At 38.7% G+C, this 15,861-nt stretch carries 12 protein-coding genes and 1 pseudogene; 9 read left to right on the top strand and 4 right to left on the bottom strand.

The genetic code is table 11. The annotated features are described in order from the left end of the window. The 4 genes and pseudogenes from Q0X89_RS08025 to Q0X89_RS08010 all read right to left on the bottom strand — a co-directional run. Positions 1-187, bottom strand: a pseudogene (locus Q0X89_RS08025) (sel1 repeat family protein); the annotation flags it as partial. Positions 188-530: 343 nt separating this feature from the next. Then, positions 531-1,247, bottom strand: a complete 717-nt coding sequence (locus tag Q0X89_RS08020; protein ID WP_297692915.1) for a ribonuclease activity regulator RraA — start codon at positions 1,245-1,247, stop codon at positions 531-533. A gap of 60 nt (positions 1,248-1,307) precedes the next feature. Then, positions 1,308-2,279 (bottom strand): TIM barrel protein, encoded by a 972-nt coding sequence (locus Q0X89_RS08015; protein WP_297692914.1) that lies wholly within the window; start codon positions 2,277-2,279, stop codon positions 1,308-1,310. A 37-nt stretch (positions 2,280-2,316) separates the two neighbouring features. Further along, positions 2,317-3,135, bottom strand: a complete 819-nt coding sequence (locus Q0X89_RS08010; protein ID WP_297692912.1) for a hypothetical protein — start codon at positions 3,133-3,135, stop codon at positions 2,317-2,319. A 197-nt stretch (positions 3,136-3,332) separates the two neighbouring features. On the opposite strand from Q0X89_RS08010, the gene Q0X89_RS08005 reads away from it, so the two are divergent. The 9 genes from Q0X89_RS08005 to Q0X89_RS07960 all read left to right on the top strand — a co-directional run bounded on the left by Q0X89_RS08005 (position 3,333) and on the right by Q0X89_RS07960 (position 15,750). Beyond that, positions 3,333-5,639, top strand: coding sequence for a chondroitinase-B domain-containing protein (locus Q0X89_RS08005; RefSeq protein ID WP_297692910.1), 2,307 nt, complete (start codon positions 3,333-3,335; stop codon positions 5,637-5,639). A gap of 5 nt (positions 5,640-5,644) precedes the next feature. Beyond that, on the top strand, positions 5,645-6,646 hold the full coding sequence (locus Q0X89_RS08000) for a sugar kinase (RefSeq protein ID WP_297692908.1): 1,002 nt from the start codon (positions 5,645-5,647) through the stop codon (positions 6,644-6,646). Between the two features lie 60 nt (positions 6,647-6,706). After that, positions 6,707-7,747 carry a polysaccharide lyase family 7 protein gene (locus Q0X89_RS07995; RefSeq protein ID WP_297692906.1) on the top strand — a complete coding sequence of 347 codons (1,041 nt, stop codon included), beginning with the start codon at positions 6,707-6,709 and terminating at the stop codon, positions 7,745-7,747. A gap of 65 nt (positions 7,748-7,812) precedes the next feature. Then, complete coding sequence (gene manD / locus Q0X89_RS07990; RefSeq protein WP_297692904.1) at positions 7,813-9,030, top strand: D-mannonate dehydratase ManD; 1,218 nt, start codon at positions 7,813-7,815, stop codon at positions 9,028-9,030. 42 nt (positions 9,031-9,072) lie between these two features. Next, complete coding sequence (locus tag Q0X89_RS07985; protein ID WP_297692902.1) at positions 9,073-10,212, top strand: Gfo/Idh/MocA family oxidoreductase; 1,140 nt, start codon at positions 9,073-9,075, stop codon at positions 10,210-10,212. 12 nt (positions 10,213-10,224) lie between these two features. After that, positions 10,225-11,985 (top strand): hypothetical protein, encoded by a 1,761-nt coding sequence (locus tag Q0X89_RS07980; protein ID WP_297692899.1) that lies wholly within the window; start codon positions 10,225-10,227, stop codon positions 11,983-11,985. Between the two features lie 293 nt (positions 11,986-12,278). Continuing rightward, complete coding sequence (locus Q0X89_RS18040; protein WP_366938685.1) at positions 12,279-14,333, top strand: polysaccharide lyase family 7 protein; 2,055 nt, start codon at positions 12,279-12,281, stop codon at positions 14,331-14,333. Positions 14,334-14,523: 190 nt separating this feature from the next. Further along, positions 14,524-14,895 carry a cupin domain-containing protein gene (locus tag Q0X89_RS07965; RefSeq protein WP_297692897.1) on the top strand — a complete coding sequence of 124 codons (372 nt, stop codon included), beginning with the start codon at positions 14,524-14,526 and terminating at the stop codon, positions 14,893-14,895. 90 nt (positions 14,896-14,985) lie between these two features. Beyond that, positions 14,986-15,750: an SDR family NAD(P)-dependent oxidoreductase gene (locus tag Q0X89_RS07960; RefSeq protein ID WP_297692895.1), complete on the top strand. Its 765-nt coding sequence runs from the start codon at positions 14,986-14,988 to the stop codon at positions 15,748-15,750. The last annotated feature ends 111 nt before the right edge of the window (positions 15,751-15,861 follow it).

The following is a 15,861-nucleotide window of genomic DNA, read 5'->3' as shown; positions in this document are numbered from 1 at the left end:
CGTGGCCGTCCTTAGCAGCAGTGAGAAACTCTTTGTAGGCGAGAGGCAGGTCGTTGGCCTGATAAGCTGCGATACCCGCTTCGAAATTGGCATTTTCTGCAGCTTGAGCGTGGGCCTCAACCATAAATGACATGGAGGCAATAAGGCACACTCTTAGAGCAAGATTTTTGAAGTTGAATGGTTTCATTTTGTATTGTTTCAAATACCGACGAATTTACGAATTAAAAAGCAATTTTTTGGTCAAACTAGGAGACGTTGGAAGTTAGAAACATCGATAGTTTCACTTTTCAGATAAGTGGCAATGGATTGTTGTAAGTCCTGCTCATCTTTGCAATCAACACTTTCATACCATAAATTGTGCCTTTAAAATAAAGCTACATTCTAAGGTAAATTTAAAGCAAAATAGATTTCAGACTTCGACTAAAATTCTTTACCGGAGAAATTGTGAGTTTAAATCTAAATTCCGGTTACCTCCGTGATTGGCTGTAAATCAATTTCCATGAGTGGTCTGTAAAGCAGGCCTTGAAAACTTATTTCTTGTCTTTTAACCAGATCTCAAATTCTTTTTTGGATCGTTCATTGGTAAGCGGATAGAGACCAATTATTTCCTGCCCTTCCAATACTTTTTCCATAACAAATTCTTCATACAGAGTCATTTTAAGGCACTCATCTGCTACTTCATCTGCAAGATTAAAAGGAATAATTATGACGCCGTCATCATCGCCAACAACGACATCCCCGGGAAAAACAGCAACATCTCCACAACCTATAGGTATATTTATGTCAATTGCCTGGTGCAATGTCAGGTTTGTTGGTGCAGAAGGCATATTATGATAAGATGGTAGGGGCAAGGAAGCGATTTCAGCGGAGTCCCTGAATCCGCCATCAGTTACGATTCCTGCAGCCCCTCTTACCATTAAACGAGTAGCCAAAATAGATCCGGCAGAGGCCGCTCTTGGATTCTTTCTACTGTCAATAATTAGTACAGCACCCTCCGGGCACTCCTCAACTGCCACACGTTGCGGATGTTTAGGATCTTTAAACACCTCAATAGGGTTCAAGTCTTCTCTGGCCGGAATGTATCTAAGAGTATAGGCTTCCCCAACCATGGTTGCCTTACCCGGCTGGAGTGGTTTTACGCCTTGTATAAACTGATTCTTTAAACCTTTTTTAAACAGGCAGGTGGCAATAGTCGCCGTACTCACTTTCTTTAGTTTTTCTCTGGTTGATATAGTTAATTTTGACATGAATTCATTTTTATAATTGTTTTTCATAAATGACACTTGGTCAATGATAAAAAATTGACTCTAGGATGCTCTTTTCCAAACTTCTCTTAAATAATGGAGATCCTTTTTCATTTGCTTAAATACTTCTTTTTTGTCCATTGACAACTTCGTGCTTCCATGTTCTGCCCCACCCAAATCGTATTCTAAATGAAGCGAAACGGGAACGTTAATCTGATTTTTCTTAAGCAAAGAGAAGTAGCGTTCAAAATCCACCATGCCTTCCCCTAGAGGGGTATTGACAGGTTTCCACTTTCCATCTACCTTGCCCCATTTAAAGTCTTTAATAACGATAGTTTTGATAAACGGTTTAATTATCCTTAACCCAAGCTCCCAACTACTCCCACCTTCTACCACAGCATGTCTGATATCATATTGGCAACCCAAATTTTCGTTATCGGTAGTCGACAGTATTGGTGGCAAATCCCAAATCGGCGCACCTACATGATTACCAGCGTGATTTTGATAGCATCCGATTAGTCCTAATTTTTTGTTGAGTACTTCTAAGTTTTTGAACTTTTCCTTATATATTGCCTGACTTTCACTTATGGTCCTATCCTCAGGATAGGTCAACCAACCTGTGCGGTAATGTGTAAAACCTAACTTACTTGCCGTTTCCAATACGATTTTGTCCTCTTGGTTTTCGGAATCAAGAACGTTCGTAGTAATCATCTTCGGATTTAGGCCGTATGATTTCATTGCGGCCACTGCTTTGGGTAAATCAACTGTTACCCTTTCTGGCAATACATGACCTTTTGGTCTTACCGTAAGGTCTAGACCATCAAAACCCATTTCAGCAGCGGCTTCAGACATATCAGTATAATTAAGGAATTGTAAGTGTTTTGAAAACAAATGTACTTTTAAACCATTGTCTACTGAGTTTTTAGATCCAAATAAACCATTAGGCATGCTATTTATTGGGAAAATAAGAGCCGAACCGGCAATAGTCGATTGCTTAATAAAATTTCGTCTTGTTCTTAGTGTCGATTTTTTCATTTCAGTCGATGCTTTACTTTTAACTATTAATACATGATCATTGGTCTTGCAAGGATCTTAGTCCATCAATATTCTGAAATAAAACCTTTTTTACATCTGAGTTTTCAACATGTCCCAATATTCCCCAAGGTCCCCTAAATCCTGATTTTATAAATATCTTAATCATCTCTTTTTCATAATCTCCCTTACCAATGGCTAAGATTTTGTTTCCATTCTTTTCCATACCATTAAGATTCACAGCTTTTAGATAAGGTATGACGGCTTTCGCTATCTGAGGAATATCTTCAATACTGCCATGCGCGTGATGAAAATTATAGACCATACCCAATTCATGCTGTGGCAGGGCTTTGATTACCTCTAATTGGTAATATGGATTTCCGAACCATCCGCTATGGTTATATAAAGCAACCTTGCAATCAAGTTCGGCCGCTCTCATGGCTATAACATCAATTATTTTAACAGCCTTTGATAGCGATTGTTGGTGGTTGAGGTCCTTGAAGAAATTTTCACTAAGACTTACCCAAAATGTAGTTTTAAGGTTTAATTGTTCTATAATTTTGAACAATCTTTCGTTTGCATGGCTTAGCTGCTCAATACCGTCCCTCTTGGCATTTAACCAAATCCAGACAGATAAAATTTCGATATCGTTATCCATGGCAAGTTGAAGTTCTAAAGATGTATCCTCAAGGTGCCTATCCCGCCAATCATATGCGTACTTGTTAAATCCTATTTCTTTTATCAATGCGATTCTTTCTTTTGGGGAACGCTCCAAAGAATCATATGCGACTATACACCATGGGTAAGTATCTTTTAACTCAATTTTATAAAAATCCTGGGCACTGGAGCATTGGACCATTAAGAACAAGAAAGACAGAAAAAAGTTCAGTAAATTTAGGTTTATTATGCTATAATGCGTTTTTACCATTTTGATTTTTCCGAATTGACAGGATATTAGTAAAACTATTGGCAATTCAACAAATATACATATATTTGGTAAACCAAACTGGTAAACCAATCTTAGATGTAAGTTGTGCCTTCAAAAATTTATTAATTATGAAGAGAATATTAACTGTACTGTGTTTGTTATTTATTTTCAACGCTTGTGAAAATAAGACCAATCAGAATACCAAAATAGTAAGCAATCCTGAAGAATTAGGAGAAGCGATAAAAAATGCGCAGCCTGGCGATGACATTGTGTTGGCTAATGGCATTTGGAAAGACGTTCAAATTAAATTTATAGGAGAAGGTACTGAAGACAAACCAATATCAATAAAAGCAGAAACTCCGGGAAAAGTTTTTTTGGAGGGTGTTTCAGATTTAAAATTTGGAGGAAACTATTTAATAGTTGAAGGGCTACATTTTAGGAATGGTCATTCGCCTTCTGATGCAGTAATTGAATTTAAAGTTGATAAGACAAAAATAGGAAACCATTGTATTGTTACTAATTGCGTGATTGAAGATTTTAATAAACTAAAACGTGACAATTCAGATCGTTGGGTTCAGTTTTGGGGAAGGCATAATGCCTTAAGTAATTGTTATATTGCCGGCAAAACTAATAGAGGCCCAACAGTTAGAGTTGATCTAAGCGGGAATGAAAATATAAATAACTATCATCAAATAGTAAATAATCATTTTGGGCCAAGACCACCAAAAGGAGGACCAAGTGGTGAGACTATTCAAATAGGTAATAGTTATACCTCAATGACTCCAAGCTATACAATGGTTGCCAATAATTTGTTTGAGGAATGCAATGGTGAGGTAGAAATTATTTCAAGCAAAACCAATTTTAACGAGTTTAGAAATAACGTGTTCTATAAAAGTGAAGGTTCTTTAGTGACCAGACATGGAAATTATTGCACTATAGATGGCAATTATTTTATTGGTGATGGTGTAAATCAAAATATTGGAGGTATCAGAATCATCAATACAGGACATTGGGTTACAAATAATTATTTTTTTAATATCAAAGGGAAAAATTTCAGAAGTCCATTAGCGGTAATGAACGGAATTCCAAAATCACCATTAAATAGGTACAACCAGGTAACAGATGTTGTTGTAGCTTATAATACGTTTGTTAATTGTGACTCACCCTGGCAGTTTGGTGTTGGATCCAACATTAGCCAAAAAGATGTGTTGCCTTTATCTGAAATCAGATCTGCAAGACCATTACGTATGCTTGTAGCAAACAATGTTATTTACAATGAGAAAGGTGATCCCTCACCGATTATCGAACATGACAAAGCCGATGGCGTAACGTTTAAAAGCAATGTTATCAATAATCAAAATGTAGCGTTTAAAGCTTTTGAAGGATTAGAAGCAAAAAGTTTTGATATGAGTGAATATGGTGAAAATATATTAATGCCTTCAAGCAGTTTTGAAGTTGAGCCTTATGAAGGTTTTGGATTCGAAACCATTTCAAATGACCTTTTTGGAAACTCAAGAGAAAACAATAATATTGGAGCTGTTGTAGACATTAAAGCTAAGGACCCAATGATTTTAGATAAATCTAAATATGGAACATCCTGGTATCCTGGTGAAGTGGAGGCTAAAGAATCTAAAACTTTCGTTGCAACAAATAAAACAGATGACCTGGAAGCAAAAATTGGGGAAGCTGAAAATGGAGATATTATTACATTAAGTCCGGGAATATATACTCTTAACCAACCTCTGGCGATTAATAAAAATATTACAATTCAATCACAGGGTGAAAAAGCTGAAATTATATTTACAGGAAGTGAAGACACGCCAGCTTTTGAATTACACCCAAAAGGATTTCTAACCATTAATAATGTTTCCTTAAAAGGAACAAAATCACAATACGCATTCGCTAGTTTAAAAGAAAACATGTTTACACATTTTGGGCTGTCAGTTTCCGATTGTGATATCGCTGATTTTAAATATGCGTTGAAAGTGTACAAAGAATCGTTTGCAGAACGTATCACTTTTGACAACACATCATTTTTGAACTGTGAAAATGGTTTGGAATTATCTGAAGAAACCAACGATAAAGGAGATTATAACGCGGAATATTTAACCATAAATAACTGCAATTTTAATGGCGTTAAAGCTAATGTTATAGATTACTACAGAGGTGGATATGATGAGTCTACAGTGGGGGGCAATCTGGTGGTTGCCAATAGCATGTTTACAAAATGCGGTGCTAAAGAGGAAAATGGAATTTTAATCAACACTTACGGTATCGTTAATGTGGATATTTCCGGAAACCAATTTATGGACAACAGAGTAAAGTTGATTGCCCGCCTATGGGGAGCAAAAAATAATACCTATTCGAATAACGAAATAAAAAACTCAGGGGAGTTTATAGTTGAGGAAAATCTTCCCCTTAAATTGATGTACTAGAAATTATGGCTAAAAAAGTAATAACCTTTGGTGAAGTAATGATGCGATTGTCCCCACCGGGCTATGAGAAATTTTCACAGGCTTCTTCATTCGAACTTGTTTATGGAGGTGGTGAGGCGAATGTGGCCATTTCATGCGCTTATTTGGGCATGAAAGCCGCCCATGTGACCCGTTTTCCTGATAATGCCCTTGGCAAAGCGGCCACACAATTTTTACGTAAACATTGGCTAAGCACCGAACACGTTATTTATGGCGATGACATGATGGGTAAGTATTTTCTTGAAAAAGGTGCAGTGCATAGACCAAGTGAGGTGGTTTACGAAAGAGAAGGCTCATCTTTCTCCTTAATTGAACCTTCAATGGTAAATTGGGAAGTTGTGCTCAAAGACGCCGATTGGTTCCATTGGACAGGGATTACCCCGGCCATTTCGGAAGGTGCCTACCAATGTTGCTTAGATGCCATTAAAACAGCGAACAAATTGGGAATAACTGTTTCAGGAGACATTAATTCGCGCAGCAACATGTGGAAATATGGCAAAACCATGCAGGAAGTTATCTCCGATTTAGTGCAAAATTGCGATGTTGTGATTACCAGCAGCCGGGGAATTCGCGAAACGTTCGGCTTGGGACAACCTGAAGATAATTTTCAGTTTTTAGCCAAACAGTTGATAAATCTTTTTCCCAATGTCAAGAAAGTGGTCAAGAAAACCAGAAGGCTCATAAGTGCTTCACACAACCAAATACAAGGTAAAATGTGGAACGGGGAAGCGTATATTAAAAGCGAAATGCTGAACATTACCCACATTATAGACCGTGTGGGTACCGGAGATGCCTTTGCCGCTGGCCTCATCTATGGTCTATTACATTATGATGATGAAAAGGCTTTGGATTTCGCATCGGCTGCCTGTGCCTTAAAACATACGGTTCCCGGGGATGTAAATTTAGTGTCTTTGGAAAACGTATTAGGTTTAATGGAAGGGGACACTTCCGGTGAAATAAGAAGGTAGTTTTTTAATGAACAATATACCCCACGTTCCATTTCAAAAAGAATTAATCAAAAATCTAATATGATGGGCAATAAAACTCTTAAATCATTAGTGCAATCTCTTTTAATGATTGGCCTTGTATTATTCATAAACAGTTGCTTTGATAAAGCCAAAAAATCTAAAAATGAAGACTCTAAGGCCACAATTTATCCGAGCGATGTAATTCCCTTTATGGATGAATGGAAAATTCTTTTAGGTGATGGTACTCGCTCTGAGGAATTAGTGAATTATGAGAAGAAAGATTTCTTTTATGTTGCAAATGATGGAAAAACAGATTGGGTAGTTTATAAAACACCTAATTCTGGTATTACCTCACGCACATCAAGTAACACAAGAACAGAATTAGGGCAAAAAGCACATTGGGTTCCCGAAACAGGGGGTAAATTAACAGGTACATTAAAAGTACAGCACGTTTCAACCACAGGTGATGCAAGAGTTCCCTCTTCTTATTCAGTAGTGGTTGGGCAAATTCATAGTGATGAAGGACACGAAAACGAACCTTTAAAAATCTTTTATAAAAAATTTCCAGGTCATACAAAAGGCTCAGTTTTTTGGAATTATGAAATCAATACAAAAGGTGATAATTCTGGAAGATGGGATTTTTCAACAGCAGTTTGGGGATATGATTTTTCAGTTGTTGGGACAAATCCAACGACATATCCAGATGAACCAGAAGATGGTATTGCCTTAGGTGAAGAGTTCACCTACGAAGTAAATGTTTATAACGGTATTATGTACCTCACTTTTACTAGTAATGGACATGAGACTAAAACATTCACAAAAAGCTTACTGAAATCAGATTTTGCGAAAAAGTCTGACATTCCACAACAAGTTTTGACCGTATACGCGTCAAAAGGACGAGACGGAATTGAACGTGAAAATGCCTATGCTGGTGAAATTCAGTATTTTAAACAAGGTGCTTATAATCAGGCTAACGGGAAAAGTACTAAGTCAGAAACTTTTGATGGTGATATAGCAAAACAATATGCCAATGGAAGTTATGCAGAGATTTGGTTTAAAGACGCTTCTGTAAGTTCTGGTACATTGCCAGGAAAAGAATAATTTCTATGGATTACTTTGGCAAAATTCTTCATTAAAACCAAATTGGAATTCCAAAAGATACTAGGATGAGAATAAAGGATATAAAAGTTTTTGTTTGCAGACCGGGGCGCAATTTTGTTACCGTTAAGATTATAACAGAAAATGATACTTACGGGCTGGGAGATGCCACTCTTAACGGTAGGGAAATGGCTGTAGTAGCTTATTTAGAGCAACATATCGTTCCCTGTCTTATAGGAAAGGATGCCCATCAAATCGAGGATATTTGGCATTACCTATACAAAGGAGCCTATTGGCAAAATGGTGCTGTGAGTATTGCTGCTATTGGTGCCATAGATATGGCGCTTTGGGATATCAAGGGAAAGCTTGCCCATATGCCGGTCTACCAACTACTCGGTGGAAAAAGTAGAAAAGGAGTTAGGGTATACGGTCATGCCAATGGGGAAACCATAGAAGAAGTTCTGAAAAACCTGGGTACTATGATAAAAAAAGGATACAAAGCTGTGCGCTTACAGTGTACCATTCCCAATACGAAGGGTACGTACGGTACCATGGAGGGCAAAAAAAACTATTATGAATTACAGGGGAATCGACCTTTACCGCCAGAACAAAAGTGGTCGACCACCAAATACATGAATTTTATTCCTGAACTCTTTAAACAGGCAAGAGAGAAATTTGGCTATGAAATAGAGCTATGCCACGATGTGCATAGCAGATTGACCCCTATCGAGGCATCACGATTGGGCAAACTATTGGAACCTTATAAGTTACTTTTTATAGAGGATCCAGTGACCACTGAAAATGCCGAAGGCTATAAAATCATTAGAGAACATACCAATACACCTTTGGCTGCAGGAGAAAAATTCAACACCCTTTGGGATGCCAAAGAGATGATACAAAACCAATGGATAGATTATGTGCGAACTGCGGTCACACATGGCGGAGGATTAACACCGCTAAAAAAATTGGCAGACTTTGCATCTTTATATCATGTGCGAATGGCACCACACGGAGCACCAGACCTTTCGCCCGTTTGCTTAATGGCACATATGCATTTTAATCTTTGGGCCCCTAATTTCGGTGTCCAGGAATTTATCGGTTTCGGCACTCCTGAGCTGAACGAAGTGTTCCATTACAAAGTTGAATTAAAAGAAGGGTTGTTGTATATGGATGACAAACCCGGATGGGGCGTTGATTTCGACGAGGAAGCAGCAAAGAAATACCCCTACAAGCGATCGTACCTTCCTATAAATCGGTTAGAAGATGGCACCTTATGGAATTGGTAAAACGCAGCCATCAGAGAAAGCAATAAATCAAAAGCTCAACAAATGGATAGGAAGTTAAAAGTACTTATATCGGGAACCGGTTTTGCCGGCCAAGGTCATGCAGATGCGTTTCGGGCTGTAGGTGCTGAAGTAGTGGGCATTGTTGGAAGAACGCCAAGGGTAGTAAGTGAGGTGGCCAGGAAAATGGAGATTCCCTATTCTGGAACAGATTGGCAACGAGCATTGAAAGATTGTCAACCCGATATTGTTTCTATCGCGACTCCTGGTGGCGCCCACTATGAAACAATAATACAGGCAATCGAGTTCGGATGTCATGTATTTTGCGAAAAGCCCCTCACAAATAGTGGAGATTCAGCAGTGGAGTTGTATGAACTTGCCAAAGAGAAAAAAGTAAAAACGGCATTTGCTTCTAGCTTTCGTTATATGCCATGTGTCATTCATGCTAAGCAACTAGTGGCAAATGGCTTGATTGGCGAACCTGTGGAAGCCGAGTTTATATCGCACTTCAATCTGGAGCGGGATATTCCCTTCGGATGGTCGCATAGAAAAGAAGATGGTGGTGGTCGTTTGAACAACAACTTTACCCACATGATGTCCATTGCTACGTCGGTAATCGGCGAAAAAATCTTGTCGATAATCGGAGAAGTGCGCGACGACTTGGGCAAAGCACCCATCGTTGAAGGTGTACATAATTTCAAGACGAGAAGAGACCATATTCCCAAAGATCTCAACGACCCCGCACTTAAATGGGGAGAAAGTAATGTCGAATGGTCCTATACCGTACTGGCGCAGCTGGAAAGCCCAATGGCCACAAAACCAGTTTCCGTTCTGTTTAAACATGGTGGGCTTAATCCTAGGTTTAATGAAGACCATATCGTGTTTTACGGTACGAAGGGAGCTATATATATTAAAGGACACTATGGCATGGGTCCGTTGTATGTTTGGGATGAAAATAAAACTTGGCAAGAGCTGCCGTTACCTCAGGAAATTGTTGATGACCAGCCAAAAGTTAATGGCGATACGGAGCGCAATTGGCATTACTTGGTTAGAGAATTCGTAAAAGATATTAAAGGAGAAACTGTTGCTCCTTACCAATCCTTCAAAGAGGGAAGTCTGTACCAGCAACTCATTGATTTAATCAGAAAGAATGAGAACTGGACAGATGTTCGTCATCTGCAATAAAAAGGCAAAATTATGTTTTATGACTATCTGGTAATAGCTATCTACTTTGTATTAATCCTTGCAATTGGTGTGGTGTTTTCACGGATGGCTAGTAAATCTACAAGTGATTATTTTCGCGGCGGCGGAAGAATGTTGTGGTGGATGGTAGGGGCTACTGCTTTTATGGCGCAATTTTCAGCAGTGACTTTTACTGGTGCGGCAGGTAAAGCCTTCAACGACGGTTTCGCCATTTGTGCCGTCTATATTGGTAATACTTTTGCATTCTATTGTGGATATTTATTCTTCGCTCATAGATTCAGACAAATGAGGGTAGATACGCCAACAGAAGCAATAAAAAGGCGATTTGGATCTGGAAATGAACTGTTTTTTTCCTGGGCGTTAATTGTATTTTCCTTCATAAATGCCGGAGTTTGGTTAAACGCTCTAGGGGTTTTTACCAGTGCCGTTTTCGATGCCGACATCTTTACAACCATTATTGGGATTGGTTTGACGGTTGTTTTTGTATCGGTACTATCAGGAGCCTGGGGGGTTGTAGCTTCTGACTTTGTTCAAACTTTGGTTGTAGCTGTTGTTTCGGTGGCTACCGCGATAGTGGCATTGGTAATGATTGATGGCCCGGTTAATTTGGTTAAAAATTTTCCAGGCGGTTTTCTCATAGGTCCGAATATGAACTACCCTTTAATATTGTTCGGTACTTTCATCTTCTTTTTACCGAAACAGATTATAACCATGATGAATCTTCATGATTCATTTCGATTTCTCGGTGCAAAAGACTCCATTAACGCCCGTAAAGCGGCCTTATTAGCCATGACGCTAATGGGCGTGGGAACTATTATTTGGTTTATCCCGCCGTGGGCAGCTGCTACTATATACCCGGATGCCCCTGATGACTATGCACAACTGGGAAACAAGGCGACAGATGCCGTCTATTTAGTATTTGCCCGTAATGCCATGCCTATTGGGACTGTTGGGTTATTGATGGCCGGCCTTTTTGCCGCTTCTATGTCTTCTATGGACTCAGCGCTGAATAAAAACGCGGGTATCTTTATCAGAAGTATCTATCAACCGTTTCTGGCTAAAAAGAATAAACAAAAAAAAGACAGTAAAATACTGAGAATCAGTCAACTGGTTAGCTTTATAAGTGGTCTGGGAGTTATCGGTGTTGCGATGTATTTCGCATCGCTTAAAGAACTCAGTTTATATGAACTTATGATGAGAGTTTCAACTATGGTACAGCTGCCAATGATGGTTCCATTAGTAGTTGGTATCGTTGTTAAAAAGACCCCTAAATGGGCACCTTGGGTTACTATTGCTCTAGGTTTAGGTGTTTCCTGGATGATTGATAATGTTATTACTGCGAATGTTTTTGTTTCATGGTTAGGTGTCGAATCTTTAACTAGTCGTGAAATTGTTGACATGAATATAATTCTAACTATTGCCGGGCATGTGTTTATTACGGGAGGTTTTTTCTGGGCAACTTCATTGTTTTACAATGAAGCAAAAGACAATCACAAAGAAGAAACTGATCGCTTTTTCGAGGATCTAAAAAGACCAGTTATAGCAGATGATCAGCAAGACGAGGTGGACCGTCAACAAAGAAATAAATTGGGAGGCATGGTGCTTGTAATGAGTGTTGGTATTATGCTTATGGCTTTAATCCCCAATCCATTATGGGGTAGATTGATATTTGTGCTTTGTTCACTAAGCATTGGTACTATAGGCTATTTGTTTAGACGCAGTACCAAAAGCAAAATTTCTTCAACCCAACCCTAGATCACCATTCAATTTGAAATTATTTAGTGCACATATTCCGGCGGTGTTCTACAATGAATATACTTATTATGAAATTCTTCTTTATAGTCCCATATTATTGACTTCGCTCTTGATAAATTAGTAATCAATGATATTATCGACCGATTTGATGTTAAATATTTGTTAGTTTTATAAATAGCCGTATATTTGGTAAACCAAACTGGTAAACCAGTTTAGAATAACTAAAAGGGCTGTTGAAAAAGCTAATCGAGGAGCTATTATTACTTTAAATTGTAACCAACATAAAGAACAACATGAACTTTAAATCAACTTTTCTACATTATACCTTAATGGCAGGAGTTATCTTACTATTGCATAGTTGTGGAGATATGAATAAAAAGCAAAACGACACAAAAGAGATTGAGAAGTCAGCTCTGGGGACTACTGCAAACGACATCATACCATTTTTCCAACATTGGAACTTAATCTTAGGTGATGGTTCTAATGTAGGTCAGGCAACTGACTATGAGAACAAGGATTTCTTTTATACCGCAAGCGATGACAATGGGGATTGGGTAGTATTTAAGTCACCTAATGCAGGCAATACCCATGGTTCTTCCAACAACACAAGAACCGAGCTGGCCCAATTAAAAAAGTGGACACCAATGACGGAAGCCAAAATGAACGCTACCCTTAAGGTTATGAATGTGTCAACTACCGGGGATGCTCGTGTTGCTGCCACGTATTCAGTAGTGGTTGGTCAGATTCATAGTGCAGACGGTCATGAGAACGAACCGCTAAAAATATTTTACAAAAAATTCCCTGGTCATACTAAAGGTTCGGTCTTTTGGCATTATGAAATCAATACCGCGGGTGATGATAACTCGCGTAGATGGGATTATTCCTATCCTATTTGGGGTTATGACTTTTCTGTTGTTGGAACAGGTGAAAATACTTTTCCACCAGAACCACAAGATGGCATTGCTTTAGGTGAAGAATTCAGTTATGAAGTGGATATTAAGGATGGAATTATGAATCTAACGTTCACTAGTGAAGGGCATGAGACCAAAACATTTACTAAAAATCTCATTTCCTCTGAATATTCACAACGCTCAAATATACCAGAACAAGTCAAAAAATTATTCGTACCCATAGGTCAAGATGGACTAGAGCAGGAAAATGCTTATTCCGGTGAAGGCCTCTTTTTTAAGTTGGGAACTTACAACCAAACGAACGGAAAAGACCCTAAAGTAAATAAAGTATGGTGTTCAGGAGCTGAAACCCATGGTGGTGATCTTCATAAGCAATATGCAGATGGTAATTATGCTGAAGTTTGGTTTAAATCAGCAAATATCACAATCAGTGATGATGCCGTATCCAATGCAGGGTACTTTCAAGCTAATGATGACTTAAGTACAAAAACAGTTTATCCAATTGAGGTGATTCCATTTATGGATAAATTTAAAATATTACTAGGCGATGGAACAACTTCGGAAAACCTTGTCGACTTCGAACACAAAGATTTTTTCTATACTGTAATCGATGGTACAAGACGCTGGGTAGTCTACAAAGCACCAAACTCAGGTGTCACTTCAAAAAACTCCAGTAATACAAGATCAGAGTTACACGAAAAAAGAGAATGGACGCCTGAACAAGGGGGTAAACTAACCGGCACTTGTAAGGTCATGCAAGTTTCTACTTCTGGCGATGCCAGAGTTGCGGCCTCTTACTCAACAGTAGTTGGGCAGATTCATAGTGGTGAAGGACATGAAAATGAACCGCTAAAAATATTTTATAAGAAATTTCCGGGCCATACCAAAGGGTCTGTATTCTGGAATTATGAAATCAATACAGCAGGCGATGATAATTCTGGAAGGTGGGAATATTCGGCCGCAGTATGGGGAAATGATATGTCCGTCATTGGAACAAGCAAAAATGAGTATCCTGCTGAGCCTGCGGATGGAATAGAATTAGGAGAAGAATTCAGTTATGAAGTAAATGTCTATAAAGGTATTATGTATCTCACATTCAAAAGTGATAACCATAAAACAAAAACATTTACAAAAAATCTCGTCGAGTCTGAATACCTAAAAAAATCAGACCTACCAGATCAAGTGCAGCAACTATTTGTACCTATAGGACAAGATGGGACCGAGCGTGCTACTGCCTATAGCGGAGAGCTGAATTATTTTAAACAAGGTGCTTATAACCAATCAAATGGTAAAAGTCCCGAAACAAATATGGTATGGTTCGCAGGTGCGGAAACCTATGGCGGTGATATCGCTAAGCAGTATGAAAATGGCTGCTATACCGAAGTGTGGTTTCTGGAAGCGACAGTGGGTCCAGGTACAATACCTAACAATAAGTGATTTTGGAGTTAGTCCTATATTCGCAATAATGTGTAGCGCAATACTCAAAAGTTGGAGGTCTCCGGCGGTCAGAAATATTCGAGTAGCAATATAGATTCGTGTAAAAAAAAGTACACATAAATTAAATAGAAACGGACATGATTGCCAATAATCAGATCCTTATTATTTTAAATAGAAATATAGAAAAATTATGGAACGATTTAGTGAAAAGTACATTACCTCAAAAGAAATGGAATGGGAAGAACTTGGAGGGGGAGTATCAAGAAAGTTTTTAGGTTACGATAACCAAATCATGATGGTAAAAGTGAAATTTCAGGAAGGAGCATTAGGCGCCCCACACCAACATTTTCATACACAAGCTACCTATTGTGTTTCAGGTAAATTTGAATTTGAAATTGATGGAGAAAAGAAAATTGTAGAAGCCGGAGATGGAGTTTACATTGAGCCTAATTTATTGCATAGCGCAGTTTGTTTGAAAGAAGGGATACTAATTGACACATTTAGTCCTGTAAGAGAAGATTTTTTAAGTGGTGACGGGGTATCTTATTTTGGAGATAAATAGTGATAATAAAAAACTAGCTCAACTCGGAAAGATTCTATGACGAAATAGGAATCGGTTTAAGATCATCAATAATAGTATTATCTAAAGAATATGAACAACAAATTAGCCGGAAAAAACGTACTTATCACCGCGGGTGCTCAGGGAATAGGTGAAGCAATCACCAAGCACTTTATCGATAGCGGTGCTAATGTTGCCATCCACTATTTTTCCAGTTCAGATACTGCGGACCAATTGACTGAATATGCAATTGGCAAAGGACAAAAAGCGGTTGCCATAAGTGGTGACCTAACGAAAGAAGTTGACGCGAATGTTTTGGTTGAAAAAACAGTAGCGGAAATTGGGGGTTTAGACATACTTATTAACAATGCAGGTTCACTTGTAGCTCGTAGAATGCTAAGTGAAATGACGGTGGAATTCTGGCAAAAGGTAATGGACATCAACCTCACATCTATGATGTTTGTAACGAGAGCTGCAGTTTCTCATCTTGCGAAAAATGACAACAGCAGTATTGTCAATTTGGCATCACTTGCGGGGCGCAAAGGCGGTCACCCTGGTTCGCTGGTTTATTCTACCAGCAAAGGAGCCATACTAACATTCACAAGAGCGCTCTCTTCAGAATTGGGCCCTAAGGGTATACGGGTCAACGCGGTTGCTCCAGGTCTTATCCTGGGAACTTCATTTCACAATACGCATACGACAAAGGAATCAGCAGCGGAGACAACGGCAAATATTCCAATCCAACGAGCAGGTAACGCCGATGACGTAGCAAGAGCGGTTTTATATTTGGCGTCAGAATATGATGGCTTTATTTCGGGTGCTACCCTCGATATAAATGGTGGGGTTTATAACATGTAGCTCCATATGCAAACGTATGTGGCGAGCTCATTTCAAAACATTAATGCCCGAGAATGTTAAATTTCCGATTAAATTTTTTTTAACGAAAAAATAACATATATTTGGTTATCC

It is taken from the genome of uncultured Eudoraea sp., from assembly GCF_947258525.1.
In the GTDB taxonomy this organism is placed as follows: domain Bacteria; phylum Bacteroidota; class Bacteroidia; order Flavobacteriales; family Flavobacteriaceae; genus Eudoraea.
The sequence above is the reverse complement of the archived record's forward strand: the minus strand, read 5'-3'. Positions and strand labels throughout refer to the sequence as shown.

What these genes read in the sequence shown, in the direction of transcription:
- Q0X89_RS08020 (WP_297692915.1), bottom strand. Translation starts at nt 1,247, where the DNA reads ATGTCAAAATTAACTATATCAACCAGAGAAAAACTAAAGAAAGTGAGT.
- Q0X89_RS07980 (WP_297692899.1), top strand. Translation starts at nt 10,225, where the DNA reads ATGTTTTATGACTATCTGGTAATAGCTATCTACTTTGTATTAATCCTT.
- manD (WP_297692904.1), top strand. Translation starts at nt 7,813, where the DNA reads ATGAGAATAAAGGATATAAAAGTTTTTGTTTGCAGACCGGGGCGCAAT.
- Q0X89_RS07965 (WP_297692897.1), top strand. Translation starts at nt 14,524, where the DNA reads ATGGAACGATTTAGTGAAAAGTACATTACCTCAAAAGAAATGGAATGG.
- Q0X89_RS08005 (WP_297692910.1), top strand. Translation starts at nt 3,333, where the DNA reads ATGAAGAGAATATTAACTGTACTGTGTTTGTTATTTATTTTCAACGCT.
- Q0X89_RS08010 (WP_297692912.1), bottom strand. Translation starts at nt 3,135, where the DNA reads ATGGTCCAATGCTCCAGTGCCCAGGATTTTTATAAAATTGAGTTAAAA.
- Q0X89_RS08015 (WP_297692914.1), bottom strand. Translation starts at nt 2,279, where the DNA reads ATGAAAAAATCGACACTAAGAACAAGACGAAATTTTATTAAGCAATCG.
- Q0X89_RS08000 (WP_297692908.1), top strand. Translation starts at nt 5,645, where the DNA reads ATGGCTAAAAAAGTAATAACCTTTGGTGAAGTAATGATGCGATTGTCC.
- Q0X89_RS18040 (WP_366938685.1), top strand. Translation starts at nt 12,279, where the DNA reads ATGAACTTTAAATCAACTTTTCTACATTATACCTTAATGGCAGGAGTT.
- Q0X89_RS07985 (WP_297692902.1), top strand. Translation starts at nt 9,073, where the DNA reads ATGGATAGGAAGTTAAAAGTACTTATATCGGGAACCGGTTTTGCCGGC.
- Q0X89_RS07995 (WP_297692906.1), top strand. Translation starts at nt 6,707, where the DNA reads ATGATGGGCAATAAAACTCTTAAATCATTAGTGCAATCTCTTTTAATG.
- Q0X89_RS07960 (WP_297692895.1), top strand. Translation starts at nt 14,986, where the DNA reads ATGAACAACAAATTAGCCGGAAAAAACGTACTTATCACCGCGGGTGCT.